The following is a 19,781-nucleotide window of genomic DNA, read 5'->3' as shown; positions in this document are numbered from 1 at the left end:
CTCCTTTAATCACCTATGATTTTAATTTCGGATTCAAGATCAACATTGAATTTTCTTTTGACTTCCTTTTGCACGTGACTGATAAGGCTTATCACATCCTTAAAAGTTGCATTTTCTACATTTACGATAAAACCTGCATGTTTATCAGATACCATGGCTCCGCCTATTCTGTATCCTTTAAGACCCGCCTTTTCTATCAGAGCTCCTGCAAAATGGCCTGGAGGTCTTTTAAAAGCACTGCCGGCACTTGGCAAATTAAGCGGTTGTTTAGCTTTTCGGCAAGCTGCAAATTCCTCCATTTGTCTTTTTATGTCTTCGTAATTTCCGGGTAAAAGTTCCATTTCAACTTCCAATAAAATTCTATCGCCATCTTGAAGAATGCATCTGCGATAAGAATAATCAAGTTCTTCTTTTTGCATCTCATACAATCTGCCATTCATATCTACTACAGTGACCTTTTTTACAACATCAGCCATTTCTCCGCCATAAGCTCCCGCATTCATAACCACGGCACCTCCAACAGTGCCCGGAATACCATTGGCAAACTCTAATCCGCTAAGACTGCTTTCAAGTGCTATTCTGGACAAAGCTGATAGGGGAACTCCGGCTTTGCACCTAATAATATTTTTATTTACATTGGCATCATTAAAATTTTGTGCCAATTTCATTACTACGCCCCTAATACCCTCATCCTTTACTAGTAAATTCGTTCCATTGCCCATGACGAAAAAGGGAATATCGTTTTGCCTGCATACTTTGATAATACTTGTTACCTCTCCTATATTTGTAGGCAAAACCATTATGTCCGCAGGCCCCCCAATACGAAACGAGGTATGTTTTTTCATTGGTTCGTTTATTTTAACTTGACTTTCAGGCAAGAATTCTCTCATAATTTCATATATTTTTGTAACGTCCATGATACCTTCCCTTCTTCTTCAATAAAAATACAATTTTATCTTCTAACATAGTTTATTTCTATATAAAGGCTATAATTCCTGCAATATGTCAAAAAAGGAACCTTCATAATTATTATAATTTATTCTTCATCGACTGTTGACATAATATTTGACAGCAGCTCTGCAAGAGTGGCATCATCAGAAATATTATAAAAGCTTATCATCCCACCGGCTTCCCTTATAATAAAAGCCTCAGGCGATATGCTCATACCCAAAAATAGGCTAAATATGTAGTAGGCTCTTAAAGTAATATGAATAAGAGGTATAAATGTCAAATCCCCTATTGTCCTTGGCTTACCCAATATCATTTTATCATAGATGGCATAATTATCAAAACTCATGTATAAACATTCCTTATTTGTACTTTTCAGTTTTACCGTGCTGCTGCTTAATGCTATTTTTTACCTTTTTTATTTTTTTCTTATTCAGATATGTAGAATTGCAACATAAAAAATAGGATAAAGGAAGCTTTGAAGAATCCTCTATCCCATTTTATAAACATATTGACAGATATTTTACGCCATATCTCTTTGCTTAGCAGTCTACTGTTTGGATGTGCTCTTGGTAATATTTCTGTATTATTTTTGTTAATTTGCCGGGAATCCCATCACCAATAATTTTACCATCAACTTTAACTACCGGCATTATCTCCGTAGTAGTTCCTGTCAGAAAAACCTCATCAGCATCAAAAAGGTCGTCAATACAAAAAACTTCTTCAGAATACTTTATGTCATTTTGGTCGGCAATTTCTAAAACCACACCGCGAGTTATGCCGTTAAGTATTTTATTGTTTGCAGGGTGTGTAATCAGCTTATTATCTTTAACTATAAATACATTACTGCTGGAACCTTCTATTACGCTTCCTCCTCGATGGAAAATCGCCTCAAACGATCCGGCTTTCTTTGCTTTCTCTTTTGCAATACAGTTTGCCAGAAGCTGAACCGTTTTGATATTACAGCGGCTCCAGCGCTCATCGGGCACTGTTATACAGGTAATGCCATTTTCGTAAAATTCTTGTGGATTTCCTTTTGATTCTCTCACTATAACTACCCAAGTACAGGAGCTTTCCTTAGGAAAAGCATGCTGCCTGACAGCCGCACCTCGTGTAACCTGGATGTATACCGAGGCATCATTGAATCCGCTCTCTTTTACAGCCTGCCGACACACTTTCTCCAAATTGTTAAGTCCAAAATCGAGATCCATGTATATTTCTTTTGCTCCATTTTGCAAGCGAGCCAAATGACGGTCAAGATAGAAGAATCTGCCATTATATATATGTACTACTTCATATAAACCGTCTCCAAATTGAAAACCTCTGTCTTCAACCGATACTTTGGCATTTTCATAATCTACTCTTTGCCCGTTTAAATACACCACTGTTGACATGCACAATGCCCCCTTTTGATGTTTTAGATTTTAGTTGATGTTTTGTAACTAGGCACAACTTCCCTACCCTTGGATTTTAAGAAGTCTATGACCTTTTTCATAGAAGTGTTTAAAACATTTTCCTCAGGAATTCCGGCTTCTTTTATTACTTCTTCGGCTTTATCAAAATTACCGATATCAAAGCAAATATGTGCGTCACTTCCCAGAGAAACTCTGGCTCCAATTGCTGCGGCTTTTTTCGCAATTAATATGCAATTATCCTTGCTGCCCTTGCGGCTAACAGTAAAAGAACTGTTGTTTATCTCTATATGCACATTATATTCATGAGCAGCCTCAACAAATCTATCAATGTCCAAGGGAAATTCCGGATTTCCCGGATGCACAATGATATCCACATAGGGGTTTTTCATCGCTTCAATGACGGCTCTTGTATTATCTTCAACCGTTCCTTTCGGAGAACATCCGGTATGCAGACCCGCCAGCACTATATCTAACTTTTTTAAATAGCGTTCGGGAAGGTCTAGAGTTCCTTCATTATCAAGTATATTTGCCTCAATTCCTCTGAGTATATATACGCCCTCAATCTGCTGAGGTATAACTGTCATGTTCCCAAAATAATAGCGATTCACGCCTTCTCCCATAGCCGGCCCATGGTCTGTTATGGCGATCATTTTAAGACCTTTCTTTGCTGCAGCTTGAGCATTTTCAATAACCGTGCTGTAGGCATGGCCACTTGCTATAGTGTGGCAATGGGTATCTACTTCGTATTTCAATATTACCACCTCATAAAATGAAATTTCAATCCTTCATCCGTTCTTTTAATTCATCAATAAAATCTATTTCTTTAGGGTCTTTGTTATTTAGTATCGCCAAATATGCACTTACATAATCTCCGAACATTATATGATAAAGCATTTGTTCCAGTGATGATTCGCCTTCAGGCCATATCTCCGTAATACCGCTGACTTCTTCTTTTAAAATGTCAGTCGTTATATCAATACGTTTTTTTATGCGATCACTTTCATTCGGTGACCTTAGTATAATAATTTCAAAGGTCTTTAAAAGCTTACTGTCACCCTCAAAGCCCATTATCTCATTGTGATTTAGCTCCGGAAAAGCATTATAGAAAGCCGGGTGTTTAGCATTTTCATTCATCTGCCCTTTCCATCTCACCGCAATAATATCGGTCAGATTTGAAGTGCCGTAAATCAAAGGAAGCTTTCCATGCAATTTTCCAGCTAAGGCTTTTGCAGGGTTATCCTTTTCTGGTACCTGCGGGCAGTATTTTTCACGGACTCGTTTTAAAAGACTAACGGCTGTTTCTATATCTGATTTCTTGCCAAATCCTATTCCCAGCTCTTTAAACAATACTAAAATCGGAAACAGTGAAAATCCCAAAGCCGCGCGCGGAGGCAATCCACCCGGAATCGTAATAACAGGAACTTCATCTTGTGCGGCTTTTTCCTTTAATTTGCCTCCCGTAGTAATAACTATAATTTTAGCTTTCTTAGTTTTTGCATAATCATAGGCAGTCAGGGTTTCTTCCGTGTTGCCGGAATAACTTGAAGCAACAACAAGTGTCTTCTCGTCCACAAAAGCAGGTAACTTGTAATCCCTATTAACAATAACAGGAATCTGAGCTCTGTCAGTCGTCAGCATGCGAACTAAGTCGCCGCCAATAGCAGAGCCTCCCATTCCTGTTATTACCACATTCATAATATTGTTAAATCGCAGTCCGGATATTGACTCCTTGGTAATGTTGACAGCTTCTATGCAGTGGTCCGGAAATTTGTATATAAGGTCAAACATACCACCTTTGTCTAATTCCTTTATTTTTTCCAGATTGTCTAACATTTTTAAATACCTCCTGTTTTTTATTAATATTTATTGCAAATTTTTTTTGTCTTTATTGATTTCCTCCAGAAGTCTTTTACTAAACTCTAATGCGGCATTATATCCAAAAGCTTTTAAGCGGAAATCCATCGCCGCAACTTCTAAAATAGCAGCCAGGTTTCTTCCCGGCCTAATTGGAATCGTTTTTTTCGTTATATTTGAATCAAGAATTTTTATTTTTTCTTCTTCTAATCCTAATCTATCGTCTTCTTTATACTTTTCCCACTCCACCAGTTCCGCCACCAACTCAATTTTTATATCATTTCGTATACTGCCTGCCCCAAAAATGGTTTTCACATCGATAACTCCCAGCCCGCGCACCTCTAAAAAATGTCGTATAAGCTTAGGGGCTGTTCCGACTAAAACATTTTTTGCAACTTGTTTTATTTCCACAGCATCATCAGCAACCAAACGATGACCCCGCTTAATGAGTTCTATTGCTGTTTCACTTTTGCCTATGCCGCTCTCGCCTATTATTAATATACCTATACCGTATATGTCAACTAATACGCCATGAATTGTCGTACGCGGCGCAAGCATGCTTTCCAGAAAATCCGTTAGCCTGCTCATAAATTGTGTGGTTGCGGCAGGAGACCCCAAAACAGGTTTTTGATATTTTCGCGCCACTAAAGTAAGCTCTTCCGGTGGTATAAGGTCGCGGGTTATTATTACACATGGTATATCATAGGAAAAAAATTTTTCAAGGCGAGCCTTGAGGATATTTTTAGGAAGACCTTCCAAATAAGATATTTCCGTTCTTCCTAAAATTTGTATTCTATCATATGCAAAATAATCAAAGTATCCGGTAAGTTCAAGCCCCGGACGGTTTAAATCCGCCACCGTAATACAGGGCATATCGCAATCGGTATCTGCGATTATTTTTAATTTAAACTTATCAATCAGGTCCCTAAGATTTATTTTTTGCATTTTACTCTCCACTGATTTTAAAATCCTTTTTATTTTTATTTGTTCATATTTTCTTTTGAATTACTATCGCTGTAGTTTGACATATACGCACTGCGTTCTAAAAACTTATCCCATGGAGTCCAAGGCGACTCCGAATCTGTATGTTTGTTTAGAAGCCCGGAAAATTGGTTTAATCTGGCACTTAAAAGGTCGGAATGAAAAAGTGCAAAAGCCTCTATTGTCTTTGGCACCTCAGGACTGCCCCACTGTTTTTCACCATGGTGTGAAATTATCATGTGGCTGATGGACAATTGTAGTTCCTTCGGAAAGTCCGGAATTTCTCGGATTTTTTCATCCACCATTTCTTTTCCAATTACTAAATGGCCTATGAGTTTTCCTATGTCTGTCATTTCAAAAGAAATACTTGAAAAATTATATTCTTTAATCTTCCCAATATCATGCAATAAAGCACCTGTAATCAGTAAATCGCGGTTTATGATATCCTTATATTCAGAAGCTATTAATTCACAAACTTGGGCCACTTCAAGGCTGTGTTCTAAAAGGCCGCCTATATATGCATGGTGGATTCTCTGCGCCGCCGGGCTGTTTATAAAAGCCCAATATGTATTTTTGTCGTTAAAAATTGATAATAGTAACTTTTTGAGATATGTATCCTCCACTGATTGAATTAATTCATTAAATCTTTTTACCATCTCTTTACGGTCTTTTGAAGTGGATTGTTGAAAAAGAGTTAAATCTACATTATCCTCATACTTTTTTATATTAACAATATTTATCTGCAGGCCATTATACTCTGATACATAGCCTTCAACCATTACAATATCGCCTTCATCAAAAAGACCTGCCACATCGCAAGCTCCATCCCATACCCTACCTTCAATATTTCCAGTCGCATCTGCCAGAACCAGTTTCAGAAACTGACCCGGAGCTTTAGCACTTGAAGGCGAGTAATTTGCAAAATTCTTTTTTACTACGCCAAATAAAGTCTTTACTTTATCTCCGACTTTTAAATCTTTAATAAATTGTTTTTCCATTACAACCTCCAAAGACCTGTTAAATAATTCTATGATACAATAAGATTATAGCACAACTTTATCCATTTAAAAAGAAATAAACGACAGTTTACCTTGTGGAGAGGATTTTGATATGGTATTATTTACATGCTCTTTGCTTAACTTATTTTCAAAAAAATAAATAAAAAATATGGACATATTTTTAGAGGTGATTTCTAATTGCAACATTCTAATGTTGGAAGTAAAAAACTATGCAACAAATACTTTATTATTTTACTCTTGGGTTTGCTTTTACTTTCTGCCTGCTCAATTGAAATTGATACATTACAACCTGCCGATGATGGTCTTCTTGAAATTCATTTTATTGATACCGGTCAGTCTGACAGCATCTTTATTAAATCACCTGATGGAAAAAGCATGCTAATAGATGCAGGAAACAATGACGATGGCCAGACGATTATCGATTATATTGAGAGGCTAAATGTACATAGACTTGATTTTGTAGTAGGAACACATCCGCATGAAGATCATATTGGTGCAATGGATGACATAATTGAACATTTTGATATCGGAAAAATCCTCATGCCAAAAGTCACTGCAAACACAAAAACCTTCAAAGATGTTCTATTGGCAGTAAAAGATAAAGGCTTAAAAGTCACTTCGGCACGAGGAGGCATGGAGTTTTCTCTTGATGAAGGTGTGAATATAGATATACTTGCCCCCAATAGCAGCAGCTATGAAAGCCTTAACAACTATAGTATTGTAATAAAGCTTACTTACGGAAATACTTCATTTCTTTTTACCGGTGATGCCGAAAAAATTTCTGAAGAAGAAATGCTAAAAAATGAGAATTATAATCTGAGTGCAGATGTGCTTAAGGTCGCTCACCACGGCAGCAGTTCAGGTACAACAAAAGAATTTTTATCGGCTGTATCTCCCAAATATGCCGTTATTTGCGTAGGGAGTGATAACACTTACGGTCACCCGCATAAAGAAACATTAGAACTTTTATCTGATTACGGTGTGCAAGTATACACTACTGCCGACAATGGTAATATATTGATAACCAGTGATGGCCAAAATATTGAAATAAAAAGGGTGAAATAAAATGTATGCCGTAGTAGATAGGTTTGAAGACAAATATGCTGTATTGGAAACCGATGACGGTCAAATGTTAAATATTAAAAGACAGCTTTTACCGGAAGATACCAAGGAGGGCGATGTAGTAAACCTAGATGATATGACTGTTGATAAAAACGAAACCGAAATTAGAAAAAATGTTATTCGTAAGCTTGCAGACGAGCTGTTTGAAGATGAAATTTAATTGATGCAGTAAATCTGATTTATCAGGAAAAGATTTTAGTTTTAGATACATAAAGACGGCATTCAAATACGTTTTTGCACCCATTTGAATGCCATCATCTTTAATGATAAGATTTCTATATTTTATAATCAATCTAAGGCATTTAAGATATCATGAGCTTTTTCACATCGGCCAACCTGCCAATTTGAGCAGTTTTTACAGGATCTATATTGCATAATGTATTCAGCGGGATATTTAAATGTGCTGCCCTTTTTATAGTCTTCACACGTTTTTGCTATAATAATAGTTTGTTCCGGACTCATATTTATCTCCCCCACCTCTTTTTTGATACTATTATTATAGCATATTTAAGTGTATAATATGACACTTTTTAAGATTTTATATTTCACTTTATAATATCTTGCAAGTAATTTCGGGAATAGTAAAAAAGATATTGCTGCATGAAACCTGCTCTATCGCCAAATTTTTTCTCCGCAAATTTTTGGAGTTTTTTAATAGGTATTTGGTTGCCGCTGAAATAAATATGTTCAAGAACCCTTTTTATCCATACATCTATAGGGAACGCATCAAACTTTCTCATGGAATAAAGCATTATACAATCTGCCACTTTTCTGCCAACGCCGGGCAAGGTCAATAGCACTTCTCTGGCTTCATCTGTCGGCAGTTCTCTTAAACCATATAAATCAACTTTACCATCCGCTATCATCCTTGCTGTTTCTATGATGTACTTGGCTCTGTAACCGCATTTTGTCTTTTTTAGCTCATCTTCTGATAGGCTTGCTAGTCTGTCCGGAGAAGGAAAAGAATAGTAAGTTTTTCCTCTGTATTCCAATGGCTCTCCATAGATTTTACACATATTTTCAATGGTACTTTTAATATTTCTAATATGATTGTTTGCCGATATAATAAAAGATATGGTGGTTTCCCACGGATCTTGAAAAAGGATTCTATATCCACTGCAGTAATTAACCGCAGCAGCTACCTCTTTAAAGCACATCAATTCCTTTTCTATCTGTTCATAATCTCTAGGCAGATCGAAGTATTCCTTAGCAAATGCTTCTTCTTTGCCTTCTAAGTTAGAATCAATTATTAGCTCATCATTGGCCTGGACAACCTCAAAAATATAATCTTCAACAACACCGATATATTTCCCATCTTCGCTGCGATTCCACCGAAATGCCTGGCCTCCGTCGGCTATTATTTCAAGATTAAATGGAAGAATATTGTTAAAATATATTTTCATAATATCCTCTCTCCATAAGTCAAAACACTTTACTTCAATAATTACCCACACTATAAATATGCGGCATTTGTTCTAAAATTTACTGCAAACAAATGCCGCAACTTAATATATTATATTAGTATTTTCCCATTGTATTACCTGTTCTGTATGATATCGCTCCTAATTAAATTTGCTTTACACCAATATTAACCTTGTGGCCGTTGATATCACACTCTCTTGCAAAGCTGTCTTCAGGCGGAAAAACTCTTTCAATAGCAATAGACAGCGTATCTGTTTTTATTTCTTCTCCGTGTTTTTCTAGCACTTCATCTATAATGTCGTCACCTAAATAATACAGACATATCTTATCCTCAACTTTAAAGCCTGCTTCTTTGCGCATGTTTTGAATTTTACTTACCAGTTCTCTGGCAAAGCCCTCAAGCATAAGGTCAGGAGTAATTGTAGTATCAAGAACCACGTAATAGCCGCCTTCACCTTCGGCACAGAAACCCTCTTTATCTTGAGCTCGAATATCTAACTCATTTTCTAAAATAGTTATGTTTTCCCCATTTACATTGATAACAACTTGGCCGTTTTCTCTTGCTCTTTTTATAAGCTCCATAGGTTCAGCAGCAGCAATCTCTTTTGCTATGCCGGACATGAGTTTTCCGTATTTTGGTCCCAATAAATCGAACCGCGGTTTTACCATGTATGTGAAATATTCTTCAGCTACATCGATATATTCAATTTCTTTTATGTTCAGCTCTTCTTTAATAATATCCGACAAGTCTAAAACCAATGCTCTATCATTGAAGTTTCGAAGTTGTACCATCATCTTTTGAAGGGGCTGACGGTTTTTAATCTTACCTTTGTTCCTGGCAGCTCTGCCAAGTTCTACAATCTTCCTTGCAAGTTCCATCTTGTGTTCCAGTATTTCATCGATAAATTCTTCTTTGACCTCCGGAAAATCGCAAAGATGTATGCTTGCCGGCTCTTCGGGGTATGGTGTTAAAACTAAGTTCTGATATAATTCTTCTGTGATAAAAGGAACAAAAGGTGCTGCCATTTTGATAAATGTTACAAGTGCTTCATACAGTGTCAAATATGCAGCTATTTTATCATTGTCCATTTCAGACTTCCAATAGCGTTCTCGACAGCGTCGCACATACCAGTTGCTAATATCATCTATAAGTGATTCCATAGTCCTTGCAGCATCTGTTATGTCTAAGTCATTCATATATTTGCGTATTTGTTTATTCACGCTATTTATCCTTGACAATAACCATCGATCCAATTCGCTTCTATCCTCAGGGTCTAAAGAATACTTCCTTGGATCAAATTCATCAATATTTGCGTAAAGTATAAAAAATGAATATACATTCCACAGTGTCCCCAAAAACCGTCTTTGGGCTTCACTTACGGCATCTTGATAAAAGCGGCTGGGGCTCCAGGGAGGACTTGCCACATAAAGGTACCAGCGCATAGCATCGGCACCCTGTTCATTAAGAACCTTCCATGGGTCTAAAATATTGCCCTTATGCTTGCTCATTTTAATTCCCTTTTCATCAAGGATATGCCCCATAACCAGAACATTTTTGTAAGGTGATTTGTCAAACAGTAGTGTAGAAATCACCAAAAGGCTGTAAAACCATCCCCGAGTCTGGTCAATGGCCTCTGAAATAAAGTCTGCCGGGAAGTGTTTATTAAAGTAATCCTCATTTTCAAAAGGATAATGGAATTGCGCAAAAGGCATGGCACCAGAGTCAAACCAACAATCTATTACTTCAGGCACCCGTTTCATGTTGCCGCCGCATTCCGGACATTTTAAAATCACCTCATCGACATACGGTTTATGCAGTTCTATATCCTCAATAGGTTGTTTGCTCATATCTTTGAGTTCTTTTATACTTCCTACCGCATGCTGGCAGCCACATTCGTCGCAAATCCAGATATTTAAAGGTGTCCCCCAATACCTCTCACGGCTTAAGCACCAGTCAATTACATTTTCCAGAAAATTGCCGAATCGCCCATCTCGAATGTGTTCCGGATGCCAATTAATACCCTTATTTATTTCAAGAAGTCTTTCTCTGATAGCTGTTGTCTTTATAAACCAGCTGCTGCGGCCGTAATATAAAAGCGGAGTATCGCACCGCCAGCAAAATGGATAGCTGTGCTTGTACTTTTGTGATTTATAAAGGATGTTTCTGCTTTTTAAATCCTTGATAATACCCTTATCGGCATCTTTAACGAACATACCCGCCCAAGGAGATACCTTTTCAGTAAACTTGCCCTGTGCATCAACCGGTTGAATTACTGGCAAACCATACTCATGACCCACTCGTGAGTCATCTTCACCAAAGGCCGGTGCAATATGCACTATGCCAGTGCCATCCTCCAATGTAACAAAATCTGCTGTAACCACATAGTAAGCTTTATCCTTCTCTTCTTCAAAAAATGGGAATATCGGCTCATATTTCAAGGAAACTAATTTTTCTCCGGGGAATTTATCTATTATGGTATATTCCCCTTCTAAAGTCTCCAATCTGCCTTCGGCCAAAATTAGTCTTTCGCCGCATTGTTCAACCATTACATAAGTATAGGTATCCTTTACCGCTAAAGCTACATTAGACGGAAGAGTCCAAGGAGTTGTCGTCCAAACAAGAAAATAAGTATTTTCTTTCCCTGCTACCGGAAACTTTACAAAAACCGAAGGATCTTCAACCTCCTTATACCCTTGTGCAACTTCATGACTGGAAAGAGATGTGCCGCATCGCGGGCAATATGGAACTACTTTATTCCCCTTATATAATAAACCCTTTTCCCATATTTGCTTAAGCGCCCACCACACAGATTCAATATAAGTGTTGTGATAGGTGACATAAGGGTTGTCCATATCTATCCAAAAGCCTACCCTTTCAGTCATCTTGCGCCATTCCTCTTCATAGGTAAAGACACTGTTTTTACACTTTTTAATAAAGTTTTCAACACCATAGCTTTCAATCTGAGGTTTCCCGCTAATACCCAGTTGCTTTTCCACTTCTAATTCTACAGGAAGGCCATGGGTATCCCAGCCGGCCTTTCTGTCTACCCTATAGCCGGTCATAGTCTTATAGCGGGGAATTAAATCTTTTACTACTCGTGTAAGAACGTGGCCAGCATGGGGCATACCGTTAGCAGTAGGCGGTCCTTCATAAAACACATAATTAGGAGCATCCTTGCGATTTTCAATGCTCTTTTCAAATATCTGTTCCCTTTTCCAAAAATCAAGGATTTTTTCTTCTATAGGGACAAAATTCATTGTCGATTCTACTTTCTTAAACATTACTATCCTCCTGTCTTAACTTTAGAGTAAAAAAAAATCCGTCCCAAAAGGGACGAGATTTCTCCCGCGTTACCACCCAAATAGGAAAAAGATCATTTATAATTTATATTATTACATCTTTTTCCCTCTCATTTTTGATAACGGCAAATAAGCCGGCAATTCTTACTCCTTTAGTTTCAGAATCACACTCCTGGGTGATTTTCAGTCATCATCCCCTGCCGGGCTTGCACCCTCCCCGGTTCGCTAAAAGGTTTCCTGATGCTTACTGTCCCCATCATAGTTTTAATCAAATATCCCATATTACTTTTTTATGATATATTATTTTATTGTCAATGTCAACGTTTCCCCTTGCCGGTAAGCTGCCTTAAAAAGCTTTGGATTGTTTGCCGCACATCTGTTATGATGAAAAATTTGATAAGTTCCCTTATATTTTGTTGTGTGGTATAATGTTTTTATCTGCTTCATAGCTAATTTTAATTTAATATTAACCGACCATATATGCCTCAAACAAGATTGGTTTTGTAAAATTTTATTTGCTTAAACTCATTTAATTGAGAGGACCAAGGGGAGGTTATCATGTCAAATAAAAAAAAGAATATAAAAAAACGAAAAATACTTAATTGGCGCAGTATAATTATTTTCATTATGGTTTTAATTATTATCGGCTTTGGGACAGGCATTGGAGTATTTGCATCATATGTAAAGGATGCACCGGAGTTTGACCCGAATAAACTAAAGCCCAGCGAAACTTCCATAGTATATGATCAAGACAACCAAGTCATAGCCGAATTACACGGCGAGCAAAATCGAATACAGGTACCTTTAGAAAAAATACCTAAAAATCTAATAAATGCCTTTATTGCTATAGAAGATCAATACTTTTATTCACACAAAGGTGTAAATATACGTTCAATAATCGGATCTCTCGCTACCAATCTGGTGCATGGAGGTATTAGGCGAGGTGCCAGTACCATAACCCAGCAGTTGGTTAAAACTGCTTTTTTATCTCCTGAACAATCTTTAAAGCGAAAAGCCCAAGAGGCATGGCTTGCTATACAGTTGGAAAGACATTATACCAAAAACCAGATAATGGAGTTTTATTTAAATCAAATTTATTTCGGGCATTCTGCCTACGGGGTTGAATCAGCTGCCGATACTTACTTTGGAAAAAGTGTTGAAGATTTAACTTTGGCTGAAGCCGCCATGCTTGCCGGGATACCAAAGGGTCCTGCTTATTATTCACCTTACACTAATTTTGATAAGGCCAAGGAGCGTCAGGAGATTATCTTAAATGCTATGGCCGAAATGGGATTTATAAGTGAAGAAGAAGCAGAAAAAGCCAAACAAGAAGAAATAAAGCTCGTAGGAATAAAAGATGTAGCTGCAGATTACAAAGCTCCATACTTTACCGATTATGTCATACAAGAATTGGCGGCTCTTTTTCAAAAGGAGTTGGGGCTTCCCGAAGACGAAGCCTATAATAAAATCTACACCGGCGGCTTAAAGATATATACCACGGTTGATATGGAAATTCAAGAAGAAGCCGAAAAGGTCTTGTCTGACCCGAAGAATTATCCCTATTCTAAAAATGATGCCAATGAGGTAGTTCAGCCACAAGCCGCTGCCGTTATAATCGATCCTCATACAGGATATATAAAGGCTCTAGTAGGCGGCCGTGAGCATCAGAGAAAATTAGGATTCAACAGGGCTTCTCAAGCTTTTCGTCAGCCCGGATCGACTTTTAAGCCTATTTTAGTATACACCGCAGCAATTGATATGGGCTATACGGCTGCTACCGTAATCGACGACTCGCCTGTGTCTTTCCCTTCGGGGTCCGGCACAGTATGGTCTCCAAAAAATTATACAAATGATTTCAAAGGCCTTACAACTATTAGAAAAGCCATAGCCAATTCGGTAAATATCGTAGCTGTGAAGGTATTTAATGAAATTGGCGTGGATAGAGGTATAGAATATGCACAAAAACTAGGCATAAAAAATCTCATACTTACAGGAGACAAAAATGACAGACAGCTTTCAGCCGCCCTCGGAGGTATTACAAAGGGGGTTACGCCTTTGGAACTGATTTCGGCTTTTGGTACTTTAGCAAACGAGGGAACACATGTGGAACCTATAGCAATTTTAAAAGTTGTAGATAAAAGCGGAAGAACAATTTTTGAAAACAAGCCGGAGATGTGGAGTGCCGTTAGCAAACAAACAGCTTTTATTATGACCGATATGCTTAGAAGCGTCGTAACAGAAGGCACCGGAAAAAGAGTAGCTGATTTTCCGTTCCCTGTAGCCGGAAAAACCGGTACCACCTCTGATGACAAAGATGTATGGTGGGTAGGTTATACTCCTCACCTGGCAGGTGTAGTCTGGATGGGACATGACGAGCCAACAGCTATGCACAATGTAGCAGGCGGATATCAGCCGGCCTTAATGTGGAAACAAATTATGACAGTTGCACATAAAGACCTTCCCAAAGCAACATTTGTAAAACCGGATGGTATAGTCGGCCCTATAGCTGTTTGCATAGATTCAGGGGATTTACCCTCGGAGTTTTGTTCAAAAGATCCAAGAGGTAATAGAATTAGACAGGAATACTTTATAAAAGGCACACAGCCTGTAAAAACCTGTGATGTTCATATAGAAGATTTTATTGATACCTCTACCAATTGCTTAGCAACAGAATTTTGCCCGGAAGAGTTAGTTCAAAGACAAGTTTTCATTAAGAGGCGTGTTCCTTATTCACCATCTTCCTCAGGTCAGATACCATTAGATGCAAAATATGAATTGCCAACGGAATATTGCGATGTTCACAAATCCGAACCGGTAATTACTCCTCCTGATATGAATTTCCCTTGGGACGATGATGAAGATACTAATGAAAATGAGGAAAACGGATTCAATAAAAATGGCAATGATGACAGAGAAAATAATGAGCATAACCATAATAATGGAAACAATAACAGCAACTAACTAATTAATCAGTCCTTGAATTTAGCAGGTTTTCCTTGTCTACATCATGACACGGTGTTTTAATCTGGGCTGTCAAACTTGAGAAAAACTATCACATAAGTAACTTTGTTTAAATAAAAAAACACTTTTTGGTCGTATTGAATCAAAAAGTGTTTTTTTATTATGCTGATTAGGTATTAAGGATTTTTGAAGAATATGTCATCATCGGCATTTTACTTTACTTCTGTTTTAGGTATTCATCCGAATCTATTACATTGATACCATGCTCTTGTAAATATGCTGCCGTAACTCCCATTCCCCGGCGCAGGCTTTTCTTAAATGTTCCGTCATAAATACATTTACATCCGCATGAAGGGCTTTTTGACTTTAATATAGCCTTATCCGCATTTAATAGCTTTGTAAGTTTTAGTGCTTCTTTGGCTCCTCTTAAGAAGTTTTCAGTTACATCTTGGCCTTTATCTGTAATTACCCTTGCTTTACCATCTATTGCATCCCGACCGTCTCCATCAGCTATTTCCGAACAATCTCTGGGTGTAGGCAGGCCACCTGCCTGTTCAGGGCAAAAAGGTACTGCTACACCTTTTTTTACCATTTCACAAAAACAGGGCTCTATATTATTTCCACCATCATATTTGGTATTTAAACCGATTAAACACGCACTTATCAAAAATCTTTTCACAATTCAACCACCGTCACACCGGAGCCTCCTTCTTCCATATTCCCTAATCTGAAAGCCTTGATATCCGACCTGGTTTTTAACATATCTGTTATTCCCTGACGCAGAGCGCCGGTGCCCTTGCCATGTATTAAAGTTACCCTCGCCACACCTGCCATCATTGCATCATCAAGATAGTTGTCTACTTCAGCCAAAGCTTCGTCAACCGTAAGACCTCTTAGGTCAATTTCTGTTGAAATTTCCTTGGCTTTACTCATAGCGATAGATGAATACCTGGATTTTTCCTCCTCAAACTCTATCTGTTCTATAGGTATAAGACTTTCTGCCGGAACATTTACTTTCATAATTCCAACCTGTACCTGAGCTGATTTTAAGGCTTCATCCAGTGATAAAATATAACCTTCTTGATTCAAACCTGCTATCTTTACTTTTAGACCGGGTTTTAATGGTTTTTTGTATTTCTTTGCCGCGTTTATAATTAAAGCATTTTTTGAGTCCTGCAGTTTTTCATCAGTTTTTCTAAGCCAAGACCTTGCTTGTTCTACAGCCTTGTTTCTAATATGAATTTGATTTTCTGTTTCGGCATCTTTTAAGCTTTCTATAATTTGTGCAGCTTCTCTTTCAATATTATCAAGTAACAATCGGGCTTTCATCTTGGCTTTTTCAACAATTTTTTCCTGCTGTATTCGCAGTTTTTGTTGTTCTTCTTCTAACCTATCGATTTTTTTTAGGTATTCCGTTTTCAAAGCTCGCAGTTCTTCCCTTTCTTCTTCAGCCTTATTCTTTTGCAGCTCTATATGTGTAAGCAAATCCTCCAGCTTTAAACTTTCTTCAGCCATCAAACTTTTGCCTAAGTCCACCACTTCTTGCTTTAAGCCAAGTCTCTTTGCTATTTCAAAAGCATTGCTCTTGCCCGGAATCCCTATTGTTAGTCTATAAGTTGGGCTTAAGGTTTGTATATCAAATTCCATGCTGGCATTTTCAACACCCTCTTTAGAAAAGGCAAATGTTTTAAGTTCACTGTAGTGGGTAGTAGCCAAAACCCTGCTTCCTTTTTCATAAAGGTAATTTAATATAGCCATAGCCAAAGCCGCACCTTCTGTCGGGTCTGTGCCAGCTCCTAATTCATCAAGAATTATTAAGCTATCTTTCGTAGCTAGGTCAAGGATTTCCTTTATATTTTTCATGTGAGAAGAAAAGGTGCTAAGACTTTGTTCAATGCTTTGCTCATCACCTATATCTGCGAAAACATCTTCAAAAATTGAAACTTCAGTTCCTTCTTGAGCAGGCAAATGCAAGCCTGATTGAGCCATGAGTATAAAAAGGCCGACGGTTTTTAAAGCAACCGTTTTCCCTCCGGTATTAGGCCCAGTGATTATCAGTATGTTAAATTCATCACCAAGATACACATCCAGGGGAACCACTTCACCTTTTAAGAGCGGATGCCTTCCTTGTATTATATTTATATATCCTCGATTATTGAAGATTGGCTCAGTGCCTTTTATGTCCAAGCTGTAGCCTGCCTTTGCCATAATAAAGTCCAGATGAGCCAAACCATATAATGTATCATGAATAAAATCATAATTTTCCTGTACCTTTTTTGAAAAATCCCATAAAATTCTTTCAATTTCCTTCTTTTCCTCAATCTCAAGTTGTCTGAGTTCATTGTTCATCTGCATTACTGCCATGGGTTCTATATATAGCGTCGCTCCACTGGCCGATTGGTCGTGGATAACTCCCTGAATACTGCCGCGAAATTCCTGTTTTACCGGAACAACATAACGGTCTTGGCGAACAGTAACTATTGGATCCTGTAATGCTTTCTGGTAGTAAGGAGAGGAAATTATTTCATTTAATTTGTTTCTTATGCTCTGGGCCAGATTCTTCTTCTGTCTTCTGATTGAACTCAACTTAGGACTGGCATTATCAGCTATTTCCTCATCACTTACAATTGCTTTTTCTATTTTTTCCTCCAAGGATTGAAATATATGCAAGCCATTTACTATTTCATTTATGATTACACTGTCTGCCGGCTTCTTTTCATTCCATGCAGATTTAATTAATCTGGCAGCTCTCATAGTTGATGCTATATCCAAAAGCTCCCCCGGAGAAAGTACAGACCCAAGTTTAGCCAAATTAAGGCTATTTCTTATATCCTTGATTCCTCTAAGAGATATTTTGATTCCGGAGTTGAGTAATGCCAAACCTTCACTGGTTTCCCTCTGGAGCATTTTGACCAAATCCTCATCAGAAGAAGGTCTCATGCGGGCTATCTTTTCTTTTGCCAGCGATGAAACTGCGTATTCCATTAATATGCTCTTTATCTTATCATATTCTAAAATAGTTTCGACTTTATTGTTCATTGCATCACCTTTAAAAAGTCCAAAAGTTTTTCAATGGAAAAAGTATTTATAACATTTTCGGGTTCAAGCCAACCTCGCCTTGCTACCCATAATCCATACTTCATGTCCGTCAATGTTTCTTTGTCATGAGCATCGGTATTTATGGCAATTTTTATGCCCATCTCCTTTGCCCTTTTTGCCATCACATCATTCAAATCCAGTCTATCGGGCGAAGCATTTATTTCAAGTACAGTGCCGGTTGTAGCCGCTGCTTCAAATACCAAGTCCATATCAATATCATAGGGAGCTCTCCTGCCTAAAATTCTTCCCGTAGGATGTGCAATTATATTTACATAAGGATTATGACAAGCATTGACAATGCGTTTTGTCAAAGTTTTTCGGTCTTGGCGAAACCCACTGTGAATTGATGCAATAACGATATCTAATTCCTTTAAAATATCATCTGCAAAATCCAGCGTCCCATCGGTTAATATATCAACCTCGGCACCTGCTAAAATGCGTATTCCCTCAAGCTTGTTATTCATATCCCTGATAATATCAATCTGCTCTTTTAACCTGCTTTCATTAAGGCCACCGGCTATTCTCAAGGACTTGGAATGGTCGGTTATAGCTATATATTCATATCCTAGGGCTTTGGCTCTTTTGGCTATTGATTCCATAGAACTTACTCCATCACTAAAGTTGCTGTGAACATGAAGGTCCCCGCGAATGTCTTCCTGCTTTATCATCTCAGGCAGGCAACCTTTCATAGCAGCCTCGATCTCTCCCCGCCCTTCTCTCAGCTCCGGTATTATATAGGGCATTCCCAGTTTTTCGTAAACCTCTTTTTCGCTTTTAGGATAAAATACCTTTTTGTTTTCTTTTTTTAAAATGCCATGCTCATTCAGTTCATATCCCATATTTGTAGCGATATTTTGAAGTTTAGTATTATGCTCTTTGCTGCCGGTGAAGCACTGCAGTGCAGCGCAAAAAGCCTTGGTTTTTACAGCACTTAAATCTAGTTTGATACCCATGTTAAGCATTACACTTACTTTATTCAAATCTTGGTCAAGGACTTCGGCAATATATGGAAGCCTTAAAAAATCCTTCAATATTGCCTCCGGACTTTCAGTAGCTATGACTATATCTATGTCCTTTACCATTTCTTTTTTGCGGCGCAAACTGCCGCTAATCTCAACATTTGTAACTTCTGTCATGCCGGATAATATAGATGAAATTCGTTCGGCAATGGGCAAGGCTGTTGCCAGTAAAATCTTGTCCGAATTATTTTTTAAGGTCTGTATGCCTTTTAAAATAGCCTGTTCTGTTTTTACTCCAATACCCGGTAATGTTCTGAGTTTGTGGCGGCGAGCAGCCTCTTCTAATTCTTCAATGGAGGATATGCCGAGAGAATCATAAACGAGCTTTATTTTTTTGGCCCCCATACCGGGTATTTTAAGCATTTCAACAAGGCCCGGCGGAAAATTCTTTTTAAGTTCTTCATAATAACGGCATGTGCCTGTATCAATAATTTCATAAATTTTCTCCGACAGAGCCTTTCCAATACCCTCGATTTCCTGTAATTGAGATTGCTTTGCTAAATCTTCAATCTCCAGCGGAAGATTTTCAATTGTATAAGCGGCTTTGCGATATGCTCTTATTTTAAAAAAGTTTTCACCTTTTATTTCCAGCATATTGGCAATATCATTAAAAATAAAAGCCACTTCAAAATTTCTCATAA

General features: G+C 37.9%; 16 protein-coding genes and 1 other annotated feature. Of the genes, 3 read left to right on the top strand and 13 right to left on the bottom strand.

Annotated elements, in window-relative coordinates:
• Positions 1-5: 5 nt before the first annotated feature.
• The 7 genes from murB to TEPIRE1_RS03515 form a co-directional block, all read right to left on the bottom strand.
• On the bottom strand, positions 6-917 hold the full coding sequence (murB, locus tag TEPIRE1_RS03545; RefSeq protein WP_013777805.1) for a UDP-N-acetylmuramate dehydrogenase: 912 nt from the start codon (positions 915-917) through the stop codon (positions 6-8).
• 119 nt (positions 918-1,036) lie between these two features.
• Positions 1,037-1,297 (bottom strand): hypothetical protein, encoded by a 261-nt coding sequence (locus tag TEPIRE1_RS03540; RefSeq protein WP_013777804.1) that lies wholly within the window; start codon positions 1,295-1,297, stop codon positions 1,037-1,039.
• A gap of 193 nt (positions 1,298-1,490) precedes the next feature.
• On the bottom strand, positions 1,491-2,342 hold the full coding sequence (dat, locus tag TEPIRE1_RS03535) for a D-amino-acid transaminase (protein ID WP_013777803.1): 852 nt from the start codon (positions 2,340-2,342) through the stop codon (positions 1,491-1,493).
• 23 nt (positions 2,343-2,365) lie between these two features.
• Entirely contained in the window at positions 2,366-3,115 is a 750-nt protein-coding gene (locus tag TEPIRE1_RS03530) for a phosphatase (protein WP_013777802.1), read from the bottom strand.
• Between the two features lie 25 nt (positions 3,116-3,140).
• Positions 3,141-4,196: a bifunctional phosphoglucose/phosphomannose isomerase gene (locus tag TEPIRE1_RS03525; protein WP_013777801.1), complete on the bottom strand. Its 1,056-nt coding sequence runs from the start codon at positions 4,194-4,196 to the stop codon at positions 3,141-3,143.
• Positions 4,197-4,226: 30 nt separating this feature from the next.
• Entirely contained in the window at positions 4,227-5,162 is a 936-nt protein-coding gene (gene hprK, locus TEPIRE1_RS03520; RefSeq protein ID WP_013777800.1) for an HPr(Ser) kinase/phosphatase, read from the bottom strand.
• A gap of 35 nt (positions 5,163-5,197) precedes the next feature.
• Complete coding sequence (locus TEPIRE1_RS03515; RefSeq protein ID WP_013777799.1) at positions 5,198-6,196, bottom strand: 3'-5' exoribonuclease YhaM family protein; 999 nt, start codon at positions 6,194-6,196, stop codon at positions 5,198-5,200.
• Positions 6,197-6,394: 198 nt separating this feature from the next.
• Here TEPIRE1_RS03515 and TEPIRE1_RS03510 point away from each other — a divergent pair, with 198 nt between their 5' ends.
• Positions 6,395-7,282, top strand: a complete 888-nt coding sequence (locus TEPIRE1_RS03510) for a ComEC/Rec2 family competence protein (protein ID WP_013777798.1) — start codon at positions 6,395-6,397, stop codon at positions 7,280-7,282.
• 1 nt (position 7,283) lies between these two features.
• On the top strand, positions 7,284-7,499 hold the full coding sequence (locus tag TEPIRE1_RS03505; RefSeq protein WP_013777797.1) for a DUF3006 domain-containing protein: 216 nt from the start codon (positions 7,284-7,286) through the stop codon (positions 7,497-7,499).
• A 128-nt stretch (positions 7,500-7,627) separates the two neighbouring features.
• Here the strand turns inward: TEPIRE1_RS03505 and TEPIRE1_RS13805 are convergent, their stop codons facing one another.
• From TEPIRE1_RS13805 to ileS, 3 genes are all read right to left on the bottom strand, one after another.
• The gene (locus tag TEPIRE1_RS13805; protein WP_013777796.1) at positions 7,628-7,801 is read right to left on the bottom strand and encodes a hypothetical protein; all 174 of its coding nucleotides are present in this window, start codon (positions 7,799-7,801) and stop codon (positions 7,628-7,630) included.
• Positions 7,802-7,884: 83 nt separating this feature from the next.
• Positions 7,885-8,742, bottom strand: coding sequence for a DNA-3-methyladenine glycosylase family protein (locus TEPIRE1_RS03500; RefSeq protein ID WP_013777795.1), 858 nt, complete (start codon positions 8,740-8,742; stop codon positions 7,885-7,887).
• A 163-nt stretch (positions 8,743-8,905) separates the two neighbouring features.
• Positions 8,906-12,043 (bottom strand): isoleucine--tRNA ligase, encoded by a 3,138-nt coding sequence (gene ileS, locus TEPIRE1_RS03495; RefSeq protein WP_013777794.1) that lies wholly within the window; start codon positions 12,041-12,043, stop codon positions 8,906-8,908.
• Between the two features lie 45 nt (positions 12,044-12,088).
• Positions 12,089-12,330 (bottom strand) — a binding site (T-box leader).
• A 289-nt stretch (positions 12,331-12,619) separates the two neighbouring features.
• Between ileS and TEPIRE1_RS03490 the strand changes: the two genes are divergently transcribed.
• On the top strand, positions 12,620-15,022 hold the full coding sequence (locus TEPIRE1_RS03490) for a transglycosylase domain-containing protein (protein ID WP_013777793.1): 2,403 nt from the start codon (positions 12,620-12,622) through the stop codon (positions 15,020-15,022).
• Between the two features lie 217 nt (positions 15,023-15,239).
• Here the strand turns inward: TEPIRE1_RS03490 and TEPIRE1_RS03485 are convergent, their stop codons facing one another.
• The 3 genes from TEPIRE1_RS03485 to polX are packed head-to-tail and all read right to left on the bottom strand — an operon-like array spanning position 15,240 to position 19,779.
• Positions 15,240-15,701 (bottom strand): 2-thiouracil desulfurase family protein, encoded by a 462-nt coding sequence (locus tag TEPIRE1_RS03485; RefSeq protein WP_013777792.1) that lies wholly within the window; start codon positions 15,699-15,701, stop codon positions 15,240-15,242.
• Complete coding sequence (locus tag TEPIRE1_RS03480; RefSeq protein ID WP_013777791.1) at positions 15,698-18,061, bottom strand: endonuclease MutS2; 2,364 nt, start codon at positions 18,059-18,061, stop codon at positions 15,698-15,700. The genes TEPIRE1_RS03485 and TEPIRE1_RS03480 overlap by 4 nt, the downstream gene beginning before the upstream one ends.
• The gene (gene polX / locus TEPIRE1_RS03475) at positions 18,058-19,779 is read right to left on the bottom strand and encodes a DNA polymerase/3'-5' exonuclease PolX (protein WP_013777790.1); all 1,722 of its coding nucleotides are present in this window, start codon (positions 19,777-19,779) and stop codon (positions 18,058-18,060) included. The genes TEPIRE1_RS03480 and polX overlap by 4 nt, the downstream gene beginning before the upstream one ends.
• Positions 19,780-19,781 lie beyond the last annotated feature (2 nt).

Origin of the sequence: Tepidanaerobacter acetatoxydans Re1, from assembly GCF_000328765.2 — a bacterium.
GTDB classification, from domain to species: Bacteria; Bacillota; Thermosediminibacteria; order Thermosediminibacterales; family Tepidanaerobacteraceae; genus Tepidanaerobacter; species Tepidanaerobacter acetatoxydans.
The sequence above is the reverse complement of the archived record's forward strand: the minus strand, read 5'-3'. Positions and strand labels throughout refer to the sequence as shown.